This window comes from Butyrivibrio sp. FCS006 (genome assembly GCF_000424525.1).
Lineage (GTDB): Bacteria > Bacillota > Clostridia > Lachnospirales > Lachnospiraceae > Butyrivibrio.
In genome coordinates, this window is record NZ_KE384205.1 from 320470 (window position 1) to 339437 (window position 18968).

An 18968-nucleotide genomic window follows, 5' to 3' on the forward strand; every position below is an offset into this window, starting at 1 on the left:
ACTCATTTTGAGTCAAACTGAAACGTCCCCGGTGACTCACGCCTGGAACTTCACAGCTACAGCGCCCTGTTGCTGCTCGCCTTGCGCAGTAGTCTCAAACTCTTTCGCATCTTCTGCCGAAAATCCTTCTGCAGTCTCTTTTTCCAGGCTGATCTCATAGTCTATTGCTCTTGCGAGGGCGATAAGTCCTGCGCCGAAAACGTAGTCCCCATCATCATGGGCCTTTTTCACATATCTTTCTATACTTGCAATAAGGTGTTCTCTAGGAAATTCCGAAAGCACCCTGATAGCATCATCAAAGTAGGGCTTCTCAATGTTCCTAATACAGTCAAAGAGGAAATCTTCCGCCTTTAAGTTGTCAGGATAACCCAGCTTTTCATAGAGCTTTACTCCGTTGAGAACATAGATATCCTTGGTATATCTGCCTAAATCCGCAAAAGCATCACCATTGTTGACCTTGCCGGATTTTATTCCTTCACATATTGATGCAATTTCAAGATCGGTCAGAGTCTTCTTGAAAAATACCGGTTTGATATTATCCGGGGATATCAGCGTTTTTATTCGCTTCTTCCCAAGGTTATCTTTTTCAATGCCATTAAATTTCGCACGGCACTTCTGTTCCCACTGATACCTGAATTCATTCCAGTCCGCGGTAGCAAATCTGGAAGTTGAAAGGCGCATGTCTGCCTTGACAGCGTCAAAAGCCTCTTTGCATATTTCTTTCGGATAGTCTGATACAGTACCCATAAGTTCCTTCAGAGCTTCTGTTATCATTTTGTTTCCGGACCACTCCTGCTCACCGCCATATACTCCATCAATCATGTAAACAAAACATTTATTATCATTGCTTCTAAAATCAAATCTCTTGACCAATGCAAGCGGATAGTACTTTCCTTTGATGTATACCCACCTTCCGCTGCTGCTTACTTGTACATCCTTAACTTTCTTGCCTTTACTTGTCACGTAGGGGCGAAATTTCTCTCCTGCGAGAAGTCTGTATATCTCACTCTTAAGGAACTTATCTCCCCAGTAAGGTACCACCTGGTCATGAGCAAATCTCTCTGCTGTATGTTTTATTAAAAGAACTGCCGGAGCACCAAATATCAGAAGTCCGATCGGCATTGATGCCAATGCTATAAAGGAACAAAGAAGAGTTACAAATACCCAGTAAATCTTTTTGAATAATTCTCCGCTCCTGAAATACCCTTTTAAATAGTTCCACATGTGCTTACTGCTTTTTCCTTTTCTTTATCTGCTTCTTTAAGAGTTATCTCATATCCGATCTCTTTTGACAAGCTTATGAGTCCTGCTGCCCAGACAAGATCGTCGGCATCATGGGCCTTTACTATATCCGCATCAATACGAGCGATAAGTTCATCCTTAGGAAACATATTCTTAAGAACAGCAATCGCATCATTAAAGTATGACTTCTTAATATCCTTAAGGCAATCAAAAAGAAATCCCATCCATTCCTTATTTGCAGGATATCCGATCCTTTTGAGGACATTTATTCCATTACATACACAGTACTCATCGGAATAGTTTGTTATGTCAAAAAGAGCATACGGCCTTTCTATCTCGCCATTTTTGATAGCCTTTGCAATGGTCTTGAGCTCATCATCAAGAAGGACTCTTCGAAACATCTGCTTGTAGACGATGTGTTCCTCGGTAATCTCTTTAAGGGATTCTTCTATTTCCTCATCAGTGGCCTTTCCACTAAGAAGCTTTGAATACTCCCTCTCCCAAAGGTATCTTACTTCAAACCAGTCAGCATAGGCCAGTTCTTTGTAATCTCCGGGCCATACTTTCTTAAAAGCTTTGGCGCGATTACTCGGAAGATCATCATAGGTAGTATCATCAATTCTAAGTGCCAGTGGTGGAAAGAGCTCTCTGAGAGCCATTTTGACAAGTCCCGGCCTGAGCGTCTTGACATTTATCATAACCGATTCGCCGTCTATCATTTCAAACTCATTTTCAAGTCCGGAAAGTCCCTTAATAAGGGGTATCGGATAAATTTCTCCCACGATCATGACCCATCTTCCGCTTTCACTTACCAGAACATCATTGCACTTATAGCCGTCTTTCGTTATATAAGGCGAAAACTTATCCTCAGCAAGGAGCTTAAAAATCGCATCCAGACCAAAGAGCTTTCCCCAGTAAGGAACCGGCGATGCAATTCTAAAGGATGACAAAATGGTTAAAAGACCTTTAATATAATTCCACATAAAAAATCCTATCTAACGCAAATAAGGGAAACGCTTTAGAGAGCGTTTCCCTAAATATCTAAATCTTATTTAGCAAGGATCATCATGATCTCGTTGCTTCTCTGTACAAACTTGGTCATTGCTTCGCCCTCAAGAGGTGCATTCTGGATGCGTGCAAGATCATAGAGCTGCTCGCAGATGGTCTTGGTGTTCTCGCCGTCTTCATGCTCCATCACATACTGAACAAGAGGATGATTAGCATTTAAGATAAGGGTCTGTCCCTCTGCTCCGAAGTCGCCCATTCCCATACCGTTCATGGCATACATCTTCATCATCTCTGCCATACGACGGGATTCCTCTGATACAGTAAGCATTGATGAAACCTTCTTATCTTTAAGCTTCTCAAGCTTAACAGTGAGCTTGTCGTTCTTAAGAGCTTTCTTGATCTTCTCTGAGAGCTCTTTCTCCTTCTCTTCAAGCTCAGCTGCTGCCTTCTTGGAAGTTCTGGACTTAAAGGTATCTGTAAGGTCAGCATCGATCCTCTTGAAGCGGATGCCCTCGTTCTTGCGCTCAAGCTGCTCCATGAAAGGAACATCGATGTTGTGCTTCATAACAAAAGCTTCCATCTTCTGAGCCTTGAACATGTTGATGTACTGGCTCTGCTGCTGCTCATCTGTTACGTAGTAGATGGTGCGAGGCTCCTTGATCTCTTTTACTGATTCAACCTTCTTGCCATCGTCTACAACCTCAGCTTCAATCTTTTCTCCGTTTTCGCCTCTAGCCGTCTGATTCAGCGAATCGTCTGCGCCATTCTGGCTTGACTCTTCGGAATCATTGGCATGGGCGCCATCAGCGACTCCCTCTGGATCGTCGGATGTCGCTCCATCCTCAGCCTCTTTGTTGATCTGAAGAGCCTCAGGAGTTGTAAGGTACTTGCCATCCAGGTTCTTAAAGAGGATGTAGTCTGTCATCTTCTCGCAGAACTTGTCATCGCGAAGGCAACCATACTTGATGAATGGGCTGATGTCATCCCAGTACTTGTCATAGTTCTCTTTATCAGTCTTGCAAAGACCTGCAAGCTTCTCTGCAACCTTCTTTGAAATGTACTCAGAGATCTTCTTGACAAAACCATCGTTCTGAAGAGCTGATCTTGATACGTTAAGAGGAAGGTCAGGACAATCGATAACACCCTTAAGGAGCATCAGATACTCAGGAATTACTTCCTTGATGTTATCTGCGATAAATACCTGGTTGTTGTAGAGCTTGATTGTTCCCTCGATGGATTCAAACTCCATGTTGATCTTAGGGAAGTACAGGATACCCTTTAAGTTGAAAGGATAATCCATGTTGAGGTGGATCCAGAAAAGTGGCTCCTTGTAGTCTCTGAAGACCTTTCTGTAGAACTCCTTGTACTCCTCGTCTGTGCAGTCCTTGGGGGTCTTAGCCCAAAGAGGATGGATATCGTTCAAAAGCTCAGGTCTTCTCTTTATCTTGTACTGAAGTTCAGGCTCCTCAGTCTCGCCTTCCTTCTTCTCGGGATGAACCTCTTCGATCACAGTATCTGAATCAAGCTTCTCTGAAGCCTTGATAGTCTGTGTTCCCTCTTCATTCTCTTTTGACAGATAGATCTCGTAAGGCATGAATGAGCAGTATTTCTGGATAACTTCTCTTGCCTTGTACTCATTGCAGAACTCAAGGCAATCCTCTGAGAGGTGAAGTGTTACTGTTGTACCAACTTCTGCCTTGGTGCCGTCATCCATCTCAAAGTCCGAACCGCCATCGCAGGTCCAGTGCACAGGTGTGCCACCCTTGTATGAAAGAGTATCGATATCTACTGAATCAGAAACCATGAAGGTTGAGTAAAAACCGAGTCCGAAATGACCGATGATCTGATCGGCATTGGCCTTGTCCTTGTACTTGTTAAGGAAGTCTGTAGCACCTGAAAATGCCACCTGGTTGATGTATTCCTCAACCTCCTCAGCAGTCATACCGATACCGTTATCTACGATCTTGATGGTCTTGTCCTTGTCGTTTAATATAATGTCCACGCGAGGCTTGAAATCATCGGGAAGCTGGTACTCGCCCATCATATCCATCTTCTTGATCTTGGTGATGGCATCGCAGGCGTTAGAGATCACTTCTCTGTAAAAGATATCGTGGTCTGAATAGAGCCATTTCTTGATGATCGGAAACATATTCTCGCTGTTGATTGATAAATTACCTTTTTTTGAAGCCATAATTCTCACTCCCTTTTCTATGTATTGCATTCACCCATCAGGGCAAAAAATGTACATCTATCATCGTACAGAAAATAGTTTAAGACCCCCACAACCAAAAGTCAACAAAAATTTAGCACTCACCAGTGGCGAGTGCTAACAAATGTATTTCTTATCATTTAACGTGTTCTGCAACATAGTCGGAATAGCTCATTCCGGTATATTTCTTAAAACAGCGACTGAAATAGTTGGGATCGGGAATTCCCACTTCTGCAGCAGCCTGATACATCTTTACATTTCCTTTTGCTATCTCCATGGCCTTTTTCATTCGAAGGTCCGTAAGATATTCAACAAACTTTTTACCCGTATCTGCCTTAAACTTTCTTGATAAATAGCTTGCCGAGAAGCCGAAGTGCTGGGCTATAAACGCAAGGTTTAATTCCTTGTCCGTGAAGTTCTCCTCAAGATACCTGGTTATCAGATCCGTGGAGCTCTCTTCGGATGATCCGCCCTCTTCATCTGCCTTCTGCTCTTCCCAGTAGTCTTTTTCCTTCTTGAGCTTCTCCGCCGCTCTCTCTAAAACCGGTGTGATCTCAGCCCTTACCATGGGCTTTAACATGTAGTCGAATACCGGAAGGCTTACGCACTTTCTGGCATACTCGAACTTATCGATGGCGGTCATGATGATGATAATGAGCTTAGGGTAACGCGCAGTAGCAACTTCCGTGAACTCGATTCCATCCATAAAGGGCATGGAGATGTCAACAAAGGCAATATCCGGGCGAAGGTCGTCAATGATATTGATGGCCTCGATTCCGCTGGCTGCTTCTCCCACAACCTCCATTCCGAGGCTCTCCCAGTCAATGGCCGCTCGCATCAGCTTTCTTGCGGATTCCTCATCATCTATTATCATTACTCTCAGTGCTCTGTTCATCATTTTGCTCCAATGGTTATTTCAATTCTGGTGTACTCACCGGGTTCACTTTCTATTTTAACGCAGTCTTTCTTGCCCGTGTACATTCTGATCCTCTGAATTGTTCCCCAAAGTCCGAAGCTCTCATCAGCCTCCTTGGGCCTGTCCTTCTCATCCGCAGAGAGGATCTTGTCGATCTTATCCTGGTCCATTCCAACACCGGTATCATTGACGATAATGTGAAGCTCCCTCTCGGGATACTCTTCGCCCTCGATCTCATCGATGTAGGCCGAAATACTGATAAGACCCTTCTCGCCTTTTAATCTGATGCCGTGGTAGATACTGTTTTCAACCAGTGGCTGAAGGATAAGCTTAGGAATAATAAAGTTCTCTGTCTCCTCGGGAATATCATATTCATCTTCTATTATATCCCCATATCTGAGTTTTTGCAGGGACAGGTAGTCCTGTACAATCTTAATCTCCCTTGAGAACGGAATATCTCTGCCACCCTTACTAAGGAAGTTGCGGTAGAAGCTTCCCATGGTCTCCAGCGCGTCATGAACCTTGTCAGCTCCCGCATCCAGCGCCATGTAGCCTATGGTCTCGATGGAGTTGTAGAGGAAATGCGGTTTTATCTGCTCCTGAAGCACACGCATCTCGGCCCTCTGAAGAGTCTTTTCTTTCTCCATAAGTCTGTCGATCAGCTCGTTAACGTGGTCGATCATGTTATTGTAGTCGCCCTCAAGCATGTCAAACTCGCTGCTGCTGACCTCAACGTCGATCTTTTTCAGCTCACCCGATGCTCTGTTTTTCTCCATTGCAGAGGAGAGCTTGAACACCGGATCGGTTATGTTCCTGCTGATAAAAGAGCCTGTAAAGAGCGCCAGTACAACAAATATGGCAAGCATAAATATCAGGACGTTTATCGCGGTAAAAGGCACCACCTCGTTGCCGTAAGTAGAAACCTTAAGCAAAACAATAGGCATATTTCCAACTCTGCAGCCGGAAGCAAGTCCCTTTTCGCCTTCTATTGTTATATCCTTATGGACAATGTCTTTTGAGATAAAAGAGCTGTCGTAGTAAGGCGCAAGATTTCTGTTGCCGGCAAGAAATGAGCCGTCGCTTCCCATGATACAGATATCGGTATATCTAAGATCTCCCAGCATCCTGTTAAAGATGGTGGAAGAAATATTCATCATCATAAGACCGGTCCTTTGCTGGGAATCCAGGTCATAGATAGCTCTGGCAATGGTTACCATCGGCTTGTTTCCAAGCTTTCTGGCGATGTGGTTTGAGTTTAGGGATACAACAGCCTTTCCCTTGCCCTCATATATGTCTTTTCTCCACGTATCTGAAGTCATACGCTCGTAGTCATATTCGTAGGTAAATCTGTTGGTGGCAAACATGATCATATCTTCCCTGAAGACCATGACCGTGTCCACACCTTCAGTGACATTGAGGATATCCATGACGCCGTATCTGGCATCATTTATCATACTGATATCCACTATGTCCGAGTCTGCCCTGAGGAACGTTACCACCCTGTCCTCAGTCATTATAAGTCTTGAGAGCTCAGAATACCTTGCTATATCACTGGATATATTGCTTGACAGAGTACGCAGGACTTTCTCGGACTCTCTCATTCCGTAATTCTTTTTTTCACTTTCAGTGATGAAATAGATGGACACCAAAAAGACAACCGTCACAACCAGTCCGATCCCGAGGATCAGCTGTTTAAGCTTGTTAGATAAGGAAGTATTCATTTTTTCCTGATTTTTTTCCTTCATAAAATATAAGATACCATGTTTTCAACATTAAAGAAACCTGCCGTCCGGGCCCATGAGCCCGGGTGACAGGTCTGCTAATAATCTTATCCTTTATCCCTTTACCGCTCCGGCAATGAAACTCTCCTGAATCTTGCCACTTAAGAATAAGTAAAAGATCAGTGTAGGGAATGTAGCTATACAAAGCGCCGCACCAATCGGGCCCCAGTCTGTGGTGTAGGCTCCGGAAAGAGCTTTGATACCAACAGGAAGTGTTCTGTGCTGTGAGTCTGAAATAAATACATTGGCAAACATGAACTCATTCCAGCACTGAAGGTATGAGTAGACACCAACCGTTGATACTGCAGGCTTCATAAGAGGAAGAATGATCCTGAAGAACGTTCCCGTAAGAGAACATCCGTCTATCCTTGCAGCTTCGTCCAAAGCATAGGGTATCTCTACCATGAATCCTGTACAGATAAGGATTGACATTGACAGAGCAAATGCAGAGTAAGGAACAATAAGTGTTGAATACTTATTGAGCCAGTGAAGCTTTGAAAGTACTACATAAACAGGAACGATCGAAGCCTGGATCGGAATGGTAAGTCCCAGCATAAAGAATGCGTTGGTGAGCTTATTGAGTTTCCAGCTGATTCTTGTTATCGCATAGGTTGCCATCATTGCTGCGAAAAGAGAAATCGCAATGGCAAGTGTTGTTACAAGTAAGCTGTTAAAAAAGTAAAGAAGCATGTTGCCGGTGCCAAGTGCTCTGGTGTAGTTGGTCCAGAGCCATTCCCTCGGAAGTCCGACAATGTTTGCTCCGAAAATCTCTTCGTTTGACTTAAGTGAGAAAGTGAACATGAAGTAAATAGGGAAGAGATTTATCAGCGCCCAGATCCCAAGAAAAATGTACATCAGGACTTTGGCGGCCGGATTAGTTTTTTTGATTATATCTGAATTAGTGTTCCCCATTGTTTAGTCCCTCTCCCTAAATATTGCTGTTATCGCCAGCGCAAATGCAAAGCAGAGCAAAATAAGCATTACAGAAATGGTACTTCCCATTCCGTATCTGTTCCTAAGGAACAGCATGTTCTCAAGAAGAGTACTCGGAACTTCAGTGGTCTGGAATGGTCCGCCCTCTGTCAGGATCCTTACAAGGTCATAGGTCTTAAGTGAACCGGTAACCGCAAAGATAACACTTACTCTGATGATAGGCTTGATGATAGGTATAACAATGTATCTGTCAACCTGCGTAGGTGTTGCGCCGTCAAGCATTGCTGCTTCCCTGAGGTCAGTGGATACACCTTTTACTCCGGCGTACATAAGGAGCATATGGTATCCGATATACTGCCATACAGTAGGAACTATGATCGCTCCAAGAGCAGTTTTTACTTCACCAACCCATACGTGCTTCCAGCTTCCGAGATTAACAGCATCGAGGAATCTGTTTAAAAGACCGTAATCAGGGTTATATATCTTAAGCCAAAGTTGGCCAATTACCACAGTTGAAATCAGTACAGGCATAAAGAATACTGACAGAAAGAATCTCTCTTTCTTTGGGCGTCTTCCAAGAAGGAGTGCCAGGAAAAGAGAAAACGGCAGCTGAACAAACACTGAAAAGAAAGCCAGTATAAGTGAGTTCTTAAGACCTGTCATGAACTTGATAGATCCGTTTGTAAATAATTCGATGTAGTTGTTAAACCCGATAAAAGTTCCTTCCGAGAAACCGTTCCAGTCATACATACTTCTGTAAACAGACACAGCGATAGGTGCGATCAGAATGCTCACAAATAGCAGTAATGCAGGGAGAAGAAACAAAAATATGGTAATCCCTTTTTGTATATCCGCAGTTTTTTTATTCATACAAGCAACCTTCCAAAAAAATCGGTCCTTTCTGTATTCCCAAAGAAACGCAGGAAGGACCGATGTAATGTTAAATATTACCTAATGTCTTTTGCAAGACCGTCAGTAAATGCTTTTCCGTCAACCTGGCATCCATAAACCTGATCAACATATGAAAGATATGTATTTGCATCGTCAGCAGACATAGCTGTATCACCAAAGAGTACGAAGCTGTCAGCCTTGCTGCAGATCTCTGATACAGTCTGTGTAAGTCCGTTTACGCTGCTTGTGTCACCGTAAGGTGTCCATGCAGGAAGTCCACATCCATCAAGGTAGCCATAGTGGCAGATAAGCTTACCAAGCTCGAAAGCATAGTCAGCAGCTGCTGCAGCGTTAGGTGAAGAAGCTGCTACTGCAAGTGTATCTGAAGGTCCACCGATGAGCTGTCCAAGTTTAGCCTTGTCAGCGTTGATTACAGGGAACTCACCAACCTTTACCTTAGGGAAGAACTCTTCGTTTGCTGCGAAGTCTGCACAGTTCCATGTTCCGTTCATGTAGAATGCATACTTGCCAGCCATGAAGTTGTTCTTAACTTCGTCGTTTGTAAGGCCGATTCCTGAAGGATCGAAGTAACCATCTGTTACAAGCTTCTGGAATGTATCAACAGCGTCTGTAACGTCCTGATTATCCCATGTTGCTCTTCCGAGGAAGATGTCATTAAGTGTGTCAGCGCCTGCGCTCTTCTCGATAACAGACTCAAGATACTCAGTTACACACCATGTCTCTTTTCCTGCACATCCGAAAGGAATGATTCCGGCTGCTTTAAGCTTGTCGCAGCATGCGATAAACTCATCATATGTTCCGGGGATCTCTGTGTAGCCAACCTGCTCAAGGAGCTCCATGTTAGCAAAAAGACCAACGATGTTCATTGTTGTAGGAACGCCGTAGTGCTTGCCATCATAAGTTGTGTTGCCAAGCATGTTCTCAGGAAGTTCGCTCTTCCAGTTCTGATAAGCATCATCGAGGCAGTAAACCTTACCTGCATCAACGAAGTCACCAAGGAATGCACATGACCATGTGAAGAAGATATCAGGCATCTCGTTAGCAGATACAGCAGCTTTGATCTTTGTCTTGTAAGACTGGTTCTCAAAAGCTTCCCATGTGAAGTTGATATCAGGATATTTAGCCTGCATATCAGCTATAGCTGCTTCATAAGCGTGACGGTTTGAATCACTCTCAGTTGCGATACACCACATTGTAAGAGAAATAGGCTCTGAAGAGTCGGTATTCTCTACTGCAGCAGGCTCTGCTGCCGGCTCAGCTGCGGGCTCTGCGGTTGTTGCTGCAGGCTCAGCAGGTGCGGTTTCTGCAGGTGCAGAAGATCCGCCACATGCGACGAGAGACATAGCCATAACTCCCGCCAACAAGGTTGAAACAATTCGCTTCATTTTCATAACACACCTCTCCTTTGTTGTAAGTATTATTTTATTGAACCCTGACCATTGGCCATGGGTAAGCAACCGTAAGTTTGTCACCGTTTAAGGTGTAATAAAGATACGCATCCTCCATCGGGTCATTATACATAAGCTTGATCCTGGATTTGTCCTCATCAATGGTATAGTGTCCGTAGAAAATGTTCTCCTCACTAAACTCCCCTTTGTCCGTAAACACATAGGACCAGCCGTTTGACTGGAGCCAGTTTCCGACAATTCCGTCACCTGTACCGCTCCTTGTGTAGGTGGACTCCTCATACAGAAGCATCTTCTCTCCGTCCATCTCGTAGCGGATACGCTGCTGCTCTCCGTTCTCATCCGTGAGGGTTATATAGGTATCATCCTTGGTGTAAGTGTACTCATTCCCCTTGTAAGTAGCCTTACCATCTTCTGAGAGAGCAATGACAGCTTCCATTGGCTCATGGATATAAGCCCATTTTTCAGTTTTACTTCCACATCCTCCAAGTACGGTAAGAACAAACAGCATTGCAATTGCTAAACTATATACTCTTAATTTTTTCATACTCTTATTCCCCGTTTCAGTAAAACTTACTACAACTTAACTATATCCAATCGAGTTGTCTGATAGAATGGATTTCTTTTACCTCAACAAGCACATTTTTTACTTCTTTAACAGAAAGTTAATTGTTTGTTTGCAAATTTTATGCATTTTAGACAAAAAGAAAAGCACTTGTTTTTACACAAGTGCTAAACCGTTGTAAATTATGACGGATAAAAGTAAAAAATCTGCTTATGAGTTGAAATATTTCTCGTAGACTTCCATGAACCCCGTAGCAGTAACGTTCTCATCCTCGATGAGTTTAACGCTGTCCCAGAGCTTTTCATTGAGCTGCTTGGTAAGAGTTGCCACAAAGGCATCGTACTGAGCTCCGAAAACCTCCCTTTTTCTCTCTGCCACGATCTTTACCTTGTTGGCTTCGGTCTCCTCGCGGTTGAAGGTGCTGATACACTTAAGTATCACATAGCCGTCTTCTGTTTCTATGATCTCGCTCGTCTGCTCCGTTCCGAGATTAAAGGCTGCTGTCTCGAATTCAGCATCTTTTTCGCCTTTGCCAAAAGAGATTGTGCCTTCATCCGCCTCGTTGTACTGGGCCATAAGTTCTTCAAAGCTTCCGCCGTTTAACAGGTTCTTGAAAACCTCTCTGCATCTTCTGTAAGCAGCATCCTTCTCACCATCGCTGAAGGGAACCTTGTTTCCTTCGCTATCCAGGGAATAGGTCTTTATCAGAATCTGTTCAACGGTTATGGTTCTGGCTTCATCATCAGAAATCTCGGGGTTGATGTCTCTTATAATGTAATCGTAGAGCTTATCCGCTATTGCCTGTTCTCTTATTATGCCCTCAATATCTTCATAGGCAACGCCGTTCATGGCCTCTTTGTCAGCGTCGGAGAGCTGTTCGAAATATTCCTGCGCTGCTGCCGAAACGAGCTGTTCTTCGGACTCATCAAGTGTGATCTCATTTTCTCTTGCCAGAAGATTCATGACCTTTATCTGAGCAATCTTGGCAAGTACTGACTCTTTTAACCTCTCCTCGACTGTGCCCGAGTCTGTCTGGGCCATCCAGATGTCTTTTCCGAAGGTATTCTCATAACCTGACTGGGTTCCCACAAGGTAGACATATGCCTCAGCCAAAGAGCAGGTTGAATCCTCGATCCGAAAGACTTCATCCTTCTCAAAGCCGGTGGTAAATACCACTTTGTTATATGGGAGGGATGCCGAGCACCCTGACAGTATTAGCATTAGCAAAAGAGCTGCTGCCGTTAGTCGTTTTTTCATGATTCAAGTGCCTTTATCATGCTGCGGGCAACAGAGAGTCCGTTGGCGCTGGCCTGCTGAAGTCCTCTTGTAACTCCCGCGCCGTCTCCGATAGCCCTAAGGCCCTTAATGCTGGTCTCAAAGTCCTTGTTTACTATAACCTTGTTGGAGTAGAACTTAACCTCTACGCCGTAGAGCAGTGTCTCATCAGAAGCAATACCCGGAGTTACCTTATCAAGTGCTTGTATCATCTCATCGAGGTCAACCATGATCCTGTGAGGGAATACCAGCGAAAGATCGCCGGGAACAGCATCCTTAAGTGTAGGTATCAGATTATTTCTGCAAAGTCTCTCCTCTGTGGTTCTTCTGCCGCGCTTGAAATCGCCGTAGGTCTGAACCAGGATCTTGCCTCCACAGAGCATGTTCGAGAGCTCTGCTATCTTCTTGCCGTACTCAATAGGTGTCTTGAAAGGCTTGGTAAAGTTCTTGGACACAAGAAGTGCAAAGTTTGTATTGTTTGTCTTAAACTCTTTTCCCTTATAAGCGTGACCGTTTACAACAGCAAGTCCGCCCTCGTAGTACTCAGTGGCAACTTCGCCTGAAGGGTTTGTACAGAAGGTTCTTACCTTGTCGTCAAAGGTAGGTGTGTGGTAAATGAGCTTAGCCTCGTAGAGGTTTTCGTTAAGGAACTGCATTACCTCATCCCTGACTTCTACTCTTACGCCCACATCAACAGTGCCGGGGCTTGTCTCAATACCGATCTCCTCGCACTTGTCTTTAAACCAGTCTGCTCCTTCACGTCCAACGGCGCTGACGATCTCTTTTGCAGTAAAGGTATCACCCTTGTCGGTGGTAATAGCTGTGGCTCTTCCATCCTCGACAACGATGTCTGTCACCATAGTGTTAAACTCGATATCTACGCCCTGCTTCAGGATATGCTCCTGAAGTCTTGAGTAGATTTTGTAGCCTTCCTCTGTTCCGAGATGTCTGATGGGGCATTCAACGAGCTTAAGATTTGCTCCGATAGCTTTTCTTCTGATCTCGCGAAGCTCTGCTTCCTTGTCGATACCGTAGACATTTTTGTCTGCGCCAAACTTAAGATAGATCTCGTCCGACTCGTGGATGAGATCTGTGGCCTTGTCATAACCGAGGATCTCGGGAAGATTTCCTCCTACATCTGGTGAAAGAGATAGCTTACCGTCTGAAAATGCTCCGGCTCCAGCAAAACCTGTTGTGATGGAGCAGGGCTTACAGCCTGCACAGGTCTTGGTCACACGCTTGGGACAATTTCTTTTCTCTATCGAACGGCCCTTCTCAACTATGAGAACCTTAAGGTCAGGCCTTTTCTCCATAAGTTCGTAGGCACAGAAGATTCCGCCGGGGCCTGCGCCGATAATTACTACATCATAATTCTTAGTCATAAATACTCCTTTTTTGATTTCTGGTGCTCTCTATCACTTTTCTTACCTCATCTCTGGCATTTGAAAAAGCCAGGGCGATGTTGGGGTCAAAGTGTGTTCCGGAGCCCTCCAATATTATATCCATGGACTCCTCAATTGAAAATGCCTTTTTGTAACACCTGTCTGAAGCCAGTGCGTCAAAGACATCCGCAACTGCCATTATCCTGGCAGAGAGAGGAATATCCTCCCCTGAAAGTCCCATCGGATAGCCTTTGCCGTCCCATCTCTCGTGATGGTACAGCGCCAGATTCCTTGCTTCCTTGAGATAATCGGAATCAGGAACCTTTTCAATAACCTGGTCTATTATATCAGCTCCTGCAAGAGTGTGATCCTTCATCTTCTTGTACTCTTCATCATCAAGTCTTGATGGCTTATTGAGGATCCTGTCGGAGACCTTGATCTTGCCGATATCATGAAGAGGCGCGGATTTAATGACATCTGACACAAATTTATCCGTCAGCATGTCACAATAGATTCCCTCTTTCTTAAGCTCATCCATGATGATACCGGTGTAACGGGCAGTCTTTTTAACATGCTCACCGGTGTTCTGGTCTCTGCTCTCTACCATGTCCGCAAGCACCATGATCAGCGCGTTTTGCATGATACTGATGGTCTCGTTTTTGTGCTTTATATCCTCCAGATAGTTCAGGTTATCTTCTGTCATCTCAGAGAACGCCAGATAGAGGTTCTCTGTTTCATCACCGGTTTCGATGTCGATCTTGTTAAAGAGCTCAACCGTGTCATGGAGGGACTCATCCCTGTCCTGCGTAAAGATAGAAGCTGTATATGCCATAGTATTCAGCGGAAGGATCATCTGGTACTCAACAAAGTACAGGCTCACAGCAAGGATAAAGGCAAAGATACCGAAGAAAAGAGAGATTATCCTGACTCTGAAGCTCCTTGCCTGCATCATGATCTGGTGCATGGAAATGTCGACACCTGCATGGGCAGCGACTTTACCGGCAGAATTCATTACGGGTTCAAAGACTGTAAGGACCCAGCCAAACTTGTCATTGACAACTATAGGCTCAACCTCTTCTGCCTCAGAAAGACCTGTCCTGTACTCTCCGATGGTCTCTTTAAATCCCACTACATCTCCCGGTTCTCCTCCGAGCACATCTTCAGTATCAATGTCAAACACGACATGACAGCCATCTTCCATTATCTTGTAGACATAGACATACTGAACTATGTCATCGGAAGTTGTAAGTATCTCCTCAAGCTCTTTATATATCTCGTTGTAGCCTTCTGCTGACTCGCCCTTTTCAATGAACTCATCTATGCGATCTCCGTCAACGAAGGAAGCAGCTCTTTTGGCAATGACCTCTGCAAGCTCAGTCTCTCTGTCTACAAGGCTGTTGTAGTAGATGTAGTAGCTGATGGCCATAGCTGATGCACCGATAAGGAACGATGCCACGGTAATCAGGGATACCAGCTTTAGCCTCAGAGACATCTGTCTGCTCTTCTTTTTGCGGAACTCTTTTACAATCTCGGAAGTAAGAGGCGCCTGCTTCCAGGCATGAATATGGAAGCGCTCCCTGAATTTGCGAGGCAGTATCTGCACTACTATAAGGGCAAAAGACACACTGATGACCTTATCAACCAGATCAATAAGAAAGTCTGCTATAAGTTCTGAAGTAAAAGCTGAAAAAATACCAAGATTATGGATGAATGCAACCAGGCCCGAAGAAGTATCTTCCGCTCCAAAGCCGTAGAGATACCAGGTGATAAGTGCACCTAAAACGCCACCGATGATCGCATCAATGACGATCATGGAAATTATGCCCTGTATCTTTTTAGTCCAGTCGCGGTCGTAGAAAAATGCAGTGACTATTGCCACAGAAACATTTAAAGCTCCATATGAAATAGCCATAGGGTCCGAGGTTATGGTCGTCAGAACCGGCCCCATAAGGCCCACAATTATGCCCGGTATATATCCGCCAAGCATTGCAGCTATCATTGTACCAATAAGATCAAGGTACAAGGGAAGCCCTAAGCTGTTACATATAAGTGCTCCGCCGCTGTTAATTAGAATACACACTATTATCAGGGCCAGCATGGTAATAAACTTTTCAAACCCTGACCTTGTTTCCTGTTTTCTGATGATATCCAAAGTGTTCCTCCCCTGACCTGCTGCGCAAAACCGGTCACCTCTGATTATAGCAAATTTGGCGTTTTTTTTCTATGGTGCCGGAAAAGGTCAGGCATCCCTCAAACAGCCAATATTTATACATTTTTTATATTAAATGCGCTATAATTTTAGTACGGCACAGCGATTACTTTTTGATGAATAATTGACTTGCTTAATTTTTCGTTTATTCAACAGGAGCATGAACAATGAAGAAAAGACTCTTTTGCATGGCTCTGAGCTGTATATTGGCGGCGATTGCGATCATTCTTTTCCCGATGCAGGCTATGGCAAGCGGGTTTGATCCCGTCTACTACGCCGAGAGATACCCGGATGTGGCAGCAGCTGTAGGAACAAGCCAGCCGGCTCTGATAAATCATTATCTGACCTTCGGGATCGGTGAAGGGAGATTTCAGAACGCTGCGGAGGAAGCAGCCGGAACCCCGCTTAACACTTATATTGACGTCAACCTCACAACCCAGCATGTAATCTACATTCTGGATGGCGCACCTGTCTGGGAAAGCGACTGTGTATCAGGCGATGTCAGCAAACAAAGAAGCACTCCCACCGGAGTTTTCGCAGTGTATGGCCACGTCGCCGGAACCTATCTGACCGGTCCTACCTGGCACAACTGGGTTGACTACTGGATGCCGTTTTCAAGAGGCGGCTGTGGACTGCATGACGCCACCTGGAGGAGGAAGTTCGGTGGAAACATTTACAAGACAAACGGCTCACACGGATGCGTAAACCTGCCACACGACAAGGCAGAGGAGCTCTTTAATATAGTCACTGTCGGAACTGTCGTAATAGTTCATAAAGATGAATGAGTCAAAGTGAAACGTCCCCGTTGTCTCATAATGAGACACCGGGGACGTTTCACTTTGACTCATTTTGAGACACCGGGGACGTTTCACTTTGACTCATTTCATTAAAATATATCAAGAAAAGTGATTAATTTCACCATGATGTAATTGTACATAATTGTGCTATGATAATATCCATCAGCTAAATTGATTAAAATTTACACTTTTAACATAATATATATCAAATTTAACCCGATATATTTAATGTTGTAGGTGAAAATAAATCAATATTTAGCAAATGAATGACAGAAAGAGGAGCACAGTTATGAAGAATGTTGAGAAATACCAGCGTCAGTATTTTATGCCACCCAAGCCTACTTTTGACTGGGTTAAGAAGGACTATCTGGATCACCCACCCATTTGGTGCAGCGTAGATCTTCGCGATGGCAACCAGGCCCTTATAGAGCCCATGAGCCTTGATGAGAAGCTTGAGTTCTTTACCATGCTGGTCAACCTTGGTTTCAAAGAGATCGAGATCGGCTTCCCGGCAGCTTCAGAGACTGAGTTTGAGTTTGCAAGAACTCTGATAGAGAAGAACATGATCCCTGACGATGTTACGGTTCAGGTTCTCACCCAGGCAAGAGAGCACATTATCAAAAGAACTTTTGAAGCCGTTAAGGGTGCTCCAAAAGCCATCATCCATCTTTACAATTCAACATCCGTAGCTCAGCGTGAGCAGGTGTTCAAAAAGAGTAAGGAAGAAGTTAAGAAGATCGCGGTAGAGGGAGCTAAACTCCTTGATAAGCTGGCAAAGGAAACCAACGGTAATTTCTCTTTTGAATACTCACCTGAGAGCTTCCCAGGCACAGAAGTAGACTATGCGGTTGAAGTCTGCAACGCTGTCCTTGATGTTTGGAAACCGACCAAGAAGAACAAAGTCATCATCAACATCCCTACAACCGTTGAGATCGCAATGCCTCACGTATTTGCAACTCAGGTTGAATACATAAGCAAGAACTTAAAGCACCGCGAGGCCGTAACTCTCTCACTTCACCCTCACAATGACAGAGGATCGGGTGTGAGCGACGCAGAGCTCGGATGCCTTGCAGGAGCTGACAGAATAGAAGGTACACTCTTTGGAAACGGCGAGAGAACCGGAAATGTTGATATCGTTACACTTGCCATCAACATGTACTCACACGGTGTAGATCCGGGACTTGATTTCTCACATATCATGGAAGTGGGCGAGACCTACGAGAGACTTACAAGAATGCGCATCTATGAGAGACAGCCCTATGCAGGACAGCTGGTATTTACCGCTTTCTCAGGCTCACATCAGGATGCTATTTCAAAGGGCTTCTCCTGGCATGATCAGAAGAAGGACAAGGGAATCTGGTCAGTACCTTATCTTCCCGTTGATCCCAAGGACCTTGGAAGGGAGTACGACGGAGATGTTATCAGGATCAACAGTCAGTCCGGAAAGGGCGGCGTAAGCTACATCCTCAAGACCAACTACGGCATGATGGTTCCAAAGGAAATGCAGGCAGACATCAGCTATACCATCAAGGATATCTCAGACAGAGAGCATGCTGAGCTTTCACCTGCAAGAATCTATCAGATATTTGAGGATAAATACGTACACAACGACAATGTATTCAGGATTCCTGAAGTACACTTCAAGCAGATAGACGGTATTCTTGCTGAGGTTACAATCTCTCACGCAGACAAGGATCACATCGTAGAGGCTAACGGAAACGGACGTCTCGATGCTGTAAGTAATGCCATCAAGCAGTACTTCAACATCAGCTACGAACTCTCAACCTACGAAGAGCACGCTCTTTCAAGAGGTTCATCCTCAAAGGCCTGCTCCTACGTTGGAATTACCTACAACGGTCAGAAGTACTGGGGTGTAGGAATTGACGAGGATATCATCAAGTCATCAATCGGAGCTTTGGTAATCGCAGTAAACCAGATCGATGCAGTAAGAAGTATCAAGAACAGCAAGGACGAGAGGATCAACTCCATCATCAATTACATTCAGGAGAACTACCTGACAGTAACTCTGGATGATCTCTCAAGCCAGTTCTATCTTTCAAAGCCATACCTCTCCAAGTACATCAAGGAGAAGTCAGGCATGACCTTTGGAGAGAACGTAAAGAGAATAAGACTCAACAAGGCCAGCACACTCCTTAGGAACGGAAACATGAAGGTTGAGAAGGTTGCTGAGGCAGCAGGCTATCAGAACGTTGAGCACTTCAACAGGCTCTTTAAGAAAAAATACGGAATGACTCCTGTACAGTACAGAAGTAGCAGCAGATAAAATTAAAGGTATAAATAAGCAGAGACAGCTGGGATCTTATCGTTCCCTA

At 44.5% G+C, this 18968-nt stretch carries 14 protein-coding genes; 2 read left to right on the forward strand and 12 right to left on the reverse strand.

The window, feature by feature from the left end; translation table 11 throughout:
- Window positions 1-36: 36 nt before the first annotated feature.
- The 12 genes from G633_RS0115965 to G633_RS19590 all read right to left on the reverse strand — a co-directional run bounded on the left by G633_RS0115965 (window position 37) and on the right by G633_RS19590 (window position 15781).
- Window positions 37-1224: a hypothetical protein gene (locus tag G633_RS0115965; RefSeq protein ID WP_026520535.1), complete on the reverse strand. Its 1188-nt coding sequence runs from the start codon at window positions 1222-1224 to the stop codon at window positions 37-39.
- Complete coding sequence (locus G633_RS0115970; RefSeq protein ID WP_022768572.1) at window positions 1209-2225, reverse strand: hypothetical protein; 1017 nt, start codon at window positions 2223-2225, stop codon at window positions 1209-1211. The genes G633_RS0115965 and G633_RS0115970 overlap by 16 nt, the downstream gene beginning before the upstream one ends.
- A gap of 65 nt (window positions 2226-2290) precedes the next feature.
- A complete protein-coding gene (htpG, locus tag G633_RS0115975) occupies window positions 2291-4441 on the reverse strand; it encodes a molecular chaperone HtpG (RefSeq protein WP_022768573.1) in 2151 nt (716 codons plus the stop codon).
- A gap of 154 nt (window positions 4442-4595) precedes the next feature.
- Complete coding sequence (locus G633_RS0115980) at window positions 4596-5357, reverse strand: response regulator transcription factor (RefSeq protein WP_242838885.1); 762 nt, start codon at window positions 5355-5357, stop codon at window positions 4596-4598.
- The gene (locus G633_RS0115985; protein ID WP_022768575.1) at window positions 5354-7096 is read right to left on the reverse strand and encodes a cache domain-containing sensor histidine kinase; all 1743 of its coding nucleotides are present in this window, start codon (window positions 7094-7096) and stop codon (window positions 5354-5356) included. Before G633_RS0115985 ends, G633_RS0115980 begins: the two co-directional genes overlap by 4 nt.
- A 114-nt stretch (window positions 7097-7210) precedes the next feature.
- Window positions 7211-8011 (reverse strand): carbohydrate ABC transporter permease, encoded by an 801-nt coding sequence (locus G633_RS0115990; RefSeq protein ID WP_242838886.1) that lies wholly within the window; start codon window positions 8009-8011, stop codon window positions 7211-7213.
- A gap of 60 nt (window positions 8012-8071) precedes the next feature.
- Window positions 8072-8959: a carbohydrate ABC transporter permease gene (locus G633_RS0115995; protein ID WP_026520537.1), complete on the reverse strand. Its 888-nt coding sequence runs from the start codon at window positions 8957-8959 to the stop codon at window positions 8072-8074.
- Window positions 8960-9036: 77 nt separating this feature from the next.
- Entirely contained in the window at window positions 9037-10392 is a 1356-nt protein-coding gene (locus tag G633_RS0116000; protein WP_022768578.1) for an ABC transporter substrate-binding protein, read from the reverse strand.
- Between the two features lie 31 nt (window positions 10393-10423).
- Window positions 10424-10954 (reverse strand): hypothetical protein, encoded by a 531-nt coding sequence (locus G633_RS0116005; protein WP_022768579.1) that lies wholly within the window; start codon window positions 10952-10954, stop codon window positions 10424-10426.
- A gap of 228 nt (window positions 10955-11182) precedes the next feature.
- On the reverse strand, window positions 11183-12229 hold the full coding sequence (locus tag G633_RS0116010; protein WP_026512478.1) for a peptidylprolyl isomerase: 1047 nt from the start codon (window positions 12227-12229) through the stop codon (window positions 11183-11185).
- Window positions 12226-13629, reverse strand: coding sequence for an NAD(P)/FAD-dependent oxidoreductase (locus G633_RS0116015; RefSeq protein ID WP_022768581.1), 1404 nt, complete (start codon window positions 13627-13629; stop codon window positions 12226-12228). The genes G633_RS0116010 and G633_RS0116015 overlap by 4 nt, the downstream gene beginning before the upstream one ends.
- The gene (locus tag G633_RS19590; protein ID WP_022768582.1) at window positions 13622-15781 is read right to left on the reverse strand and encodes an HD domain-containing phosphohydrolase; all 2160 of its coding nucleotides are present in this window, start codon (window positions 15779-15781) and stop codon (window positions 13622-13624) included. Before G633_RS19590 ends, G633_RS0116015 begins: the two co-directional genes overlap by 8 nt.
- 224 nt (window positions 15782-16005) lie before the next feature.
- On the opposite strand from G633_RS19590, the gene G633_RS0116025 reads away from it, so the two are divergent.
- A complete protein-coding gene (locus G633_RS0116025) occupies window positions 16006-16623 on the forward strand; it encodes a L,D-transpeptidase (RefSeq protein ID WP_022768583.1) in 618 nt (205 codons plus the stop codon).
- A gap of 301 nt (window positions 16624-16924) precedes the next feature.
- A complete protein-coding gene (locus G633_RS0116030; RefSeq protein WP_022768584.1) occupies window positions 16925-18919 on the forward strand; it encodes a 2-isopropylmalate synthase in 1995 nt (664 codons plus the stop codon).
- The last annotated feature ends 49 nt before the right edge of the window (window positions 18920-18968 follow it).

Excerpts from the sequence above, each read along its gene's own strand:
- G633_RS0115965 (WP_026520535.1), bottom strand. The coding sequence starts at position 1,224 with ATGTGGAACTATTTAAAAGGGTATTTCAGGAGCGGAGAATTATTCAAA.
- G633_RS0115970 (WP_022768572.1), bottom strand. The coding sequence starts at position 2,225 with ATGTGGAATTATATTAAAGGTCTTTTAACCATTTTGTCATCCTTTAGA.
- htpG (WP_022768573.1), bottom strand. The coding sequence starts at position 4,441 with ATGGCTTCAAAAAAAGGTAATTTATCAATCAACAGCGAGAATATGTTT.
- G633_RS0115980 (WP_242838885.1), bottom strand. The coding sequence starts at position 5,357 with ATGATGAACAGAGCACTGAGAGTAATGATAATAGATGATGAGGAATCC.
- G633_RS0115985 (WP_022768575.1), bottom strand. The coding sequence starts at position 7,096 with ATGAATACTTCCTTATCTAACAAGCTTAAACAGCTGATCCTCGGGATC.
- G633_RS0115990 (WP_242838886.1), bottom strand. The coding sequence starts at position 8,011 with ATGTACATTTTTCTTGGGATCTGGGCGCTGATAAATCTCTTCCCTATT.
- G633_RS0115995 (WP_026520537.1), bottom strand. The coding sequence starts at position 8,959 with ATGAATAAAAAAACTGCGGATATACAAAAAGGGATTACCATATTTTTG.
- G633_RS0116000 (WP_022768578.1), bottom strand. The coding sequence starts at position 10,392 with ATGAAAATGAAGCGAATTGTTTCAACCTTGTTGGCGGGAGTTATGGCT.
- G633_RS0116005 (WP_022768579.1), bottom strand. The coding sequence starts at position 10,954 with ATGAAAAAATTAAGAGTATATAGTTTAGCAATTGCAATGCTGTTTGTT.
- G633_RS0116010 (WP_026512478.1), bottom strand. The coding sequence starts at position 12,229 with ATGAAAAAACGACTAACGGCAGCAGCTCTTTTGCTAATGCTAATACTG.
- G633_RS0116015 (WP_022768581.1), bottom strand. The coding sequence starts at position 13,629 with ATGACTAAGAATTATGATGTAGTAATTATCGGCGCAGGCCCCGGCGGA.
- G633_RS0116025 (WP_022768583.1), top strand. The coding sequence starts at position 16,006 with ATGAAGAAAAGACTCTTTTGCATGGCTCTGAGCTGTATATTGGCGGCG.
- G633_RS0116030 (WP_022768584.1), top strand. The coding sequence starts at position 16,925 with ATGAAGAATGTTGAGAAATACCAGCGTCAGTATTTTATGCCACCCAAG.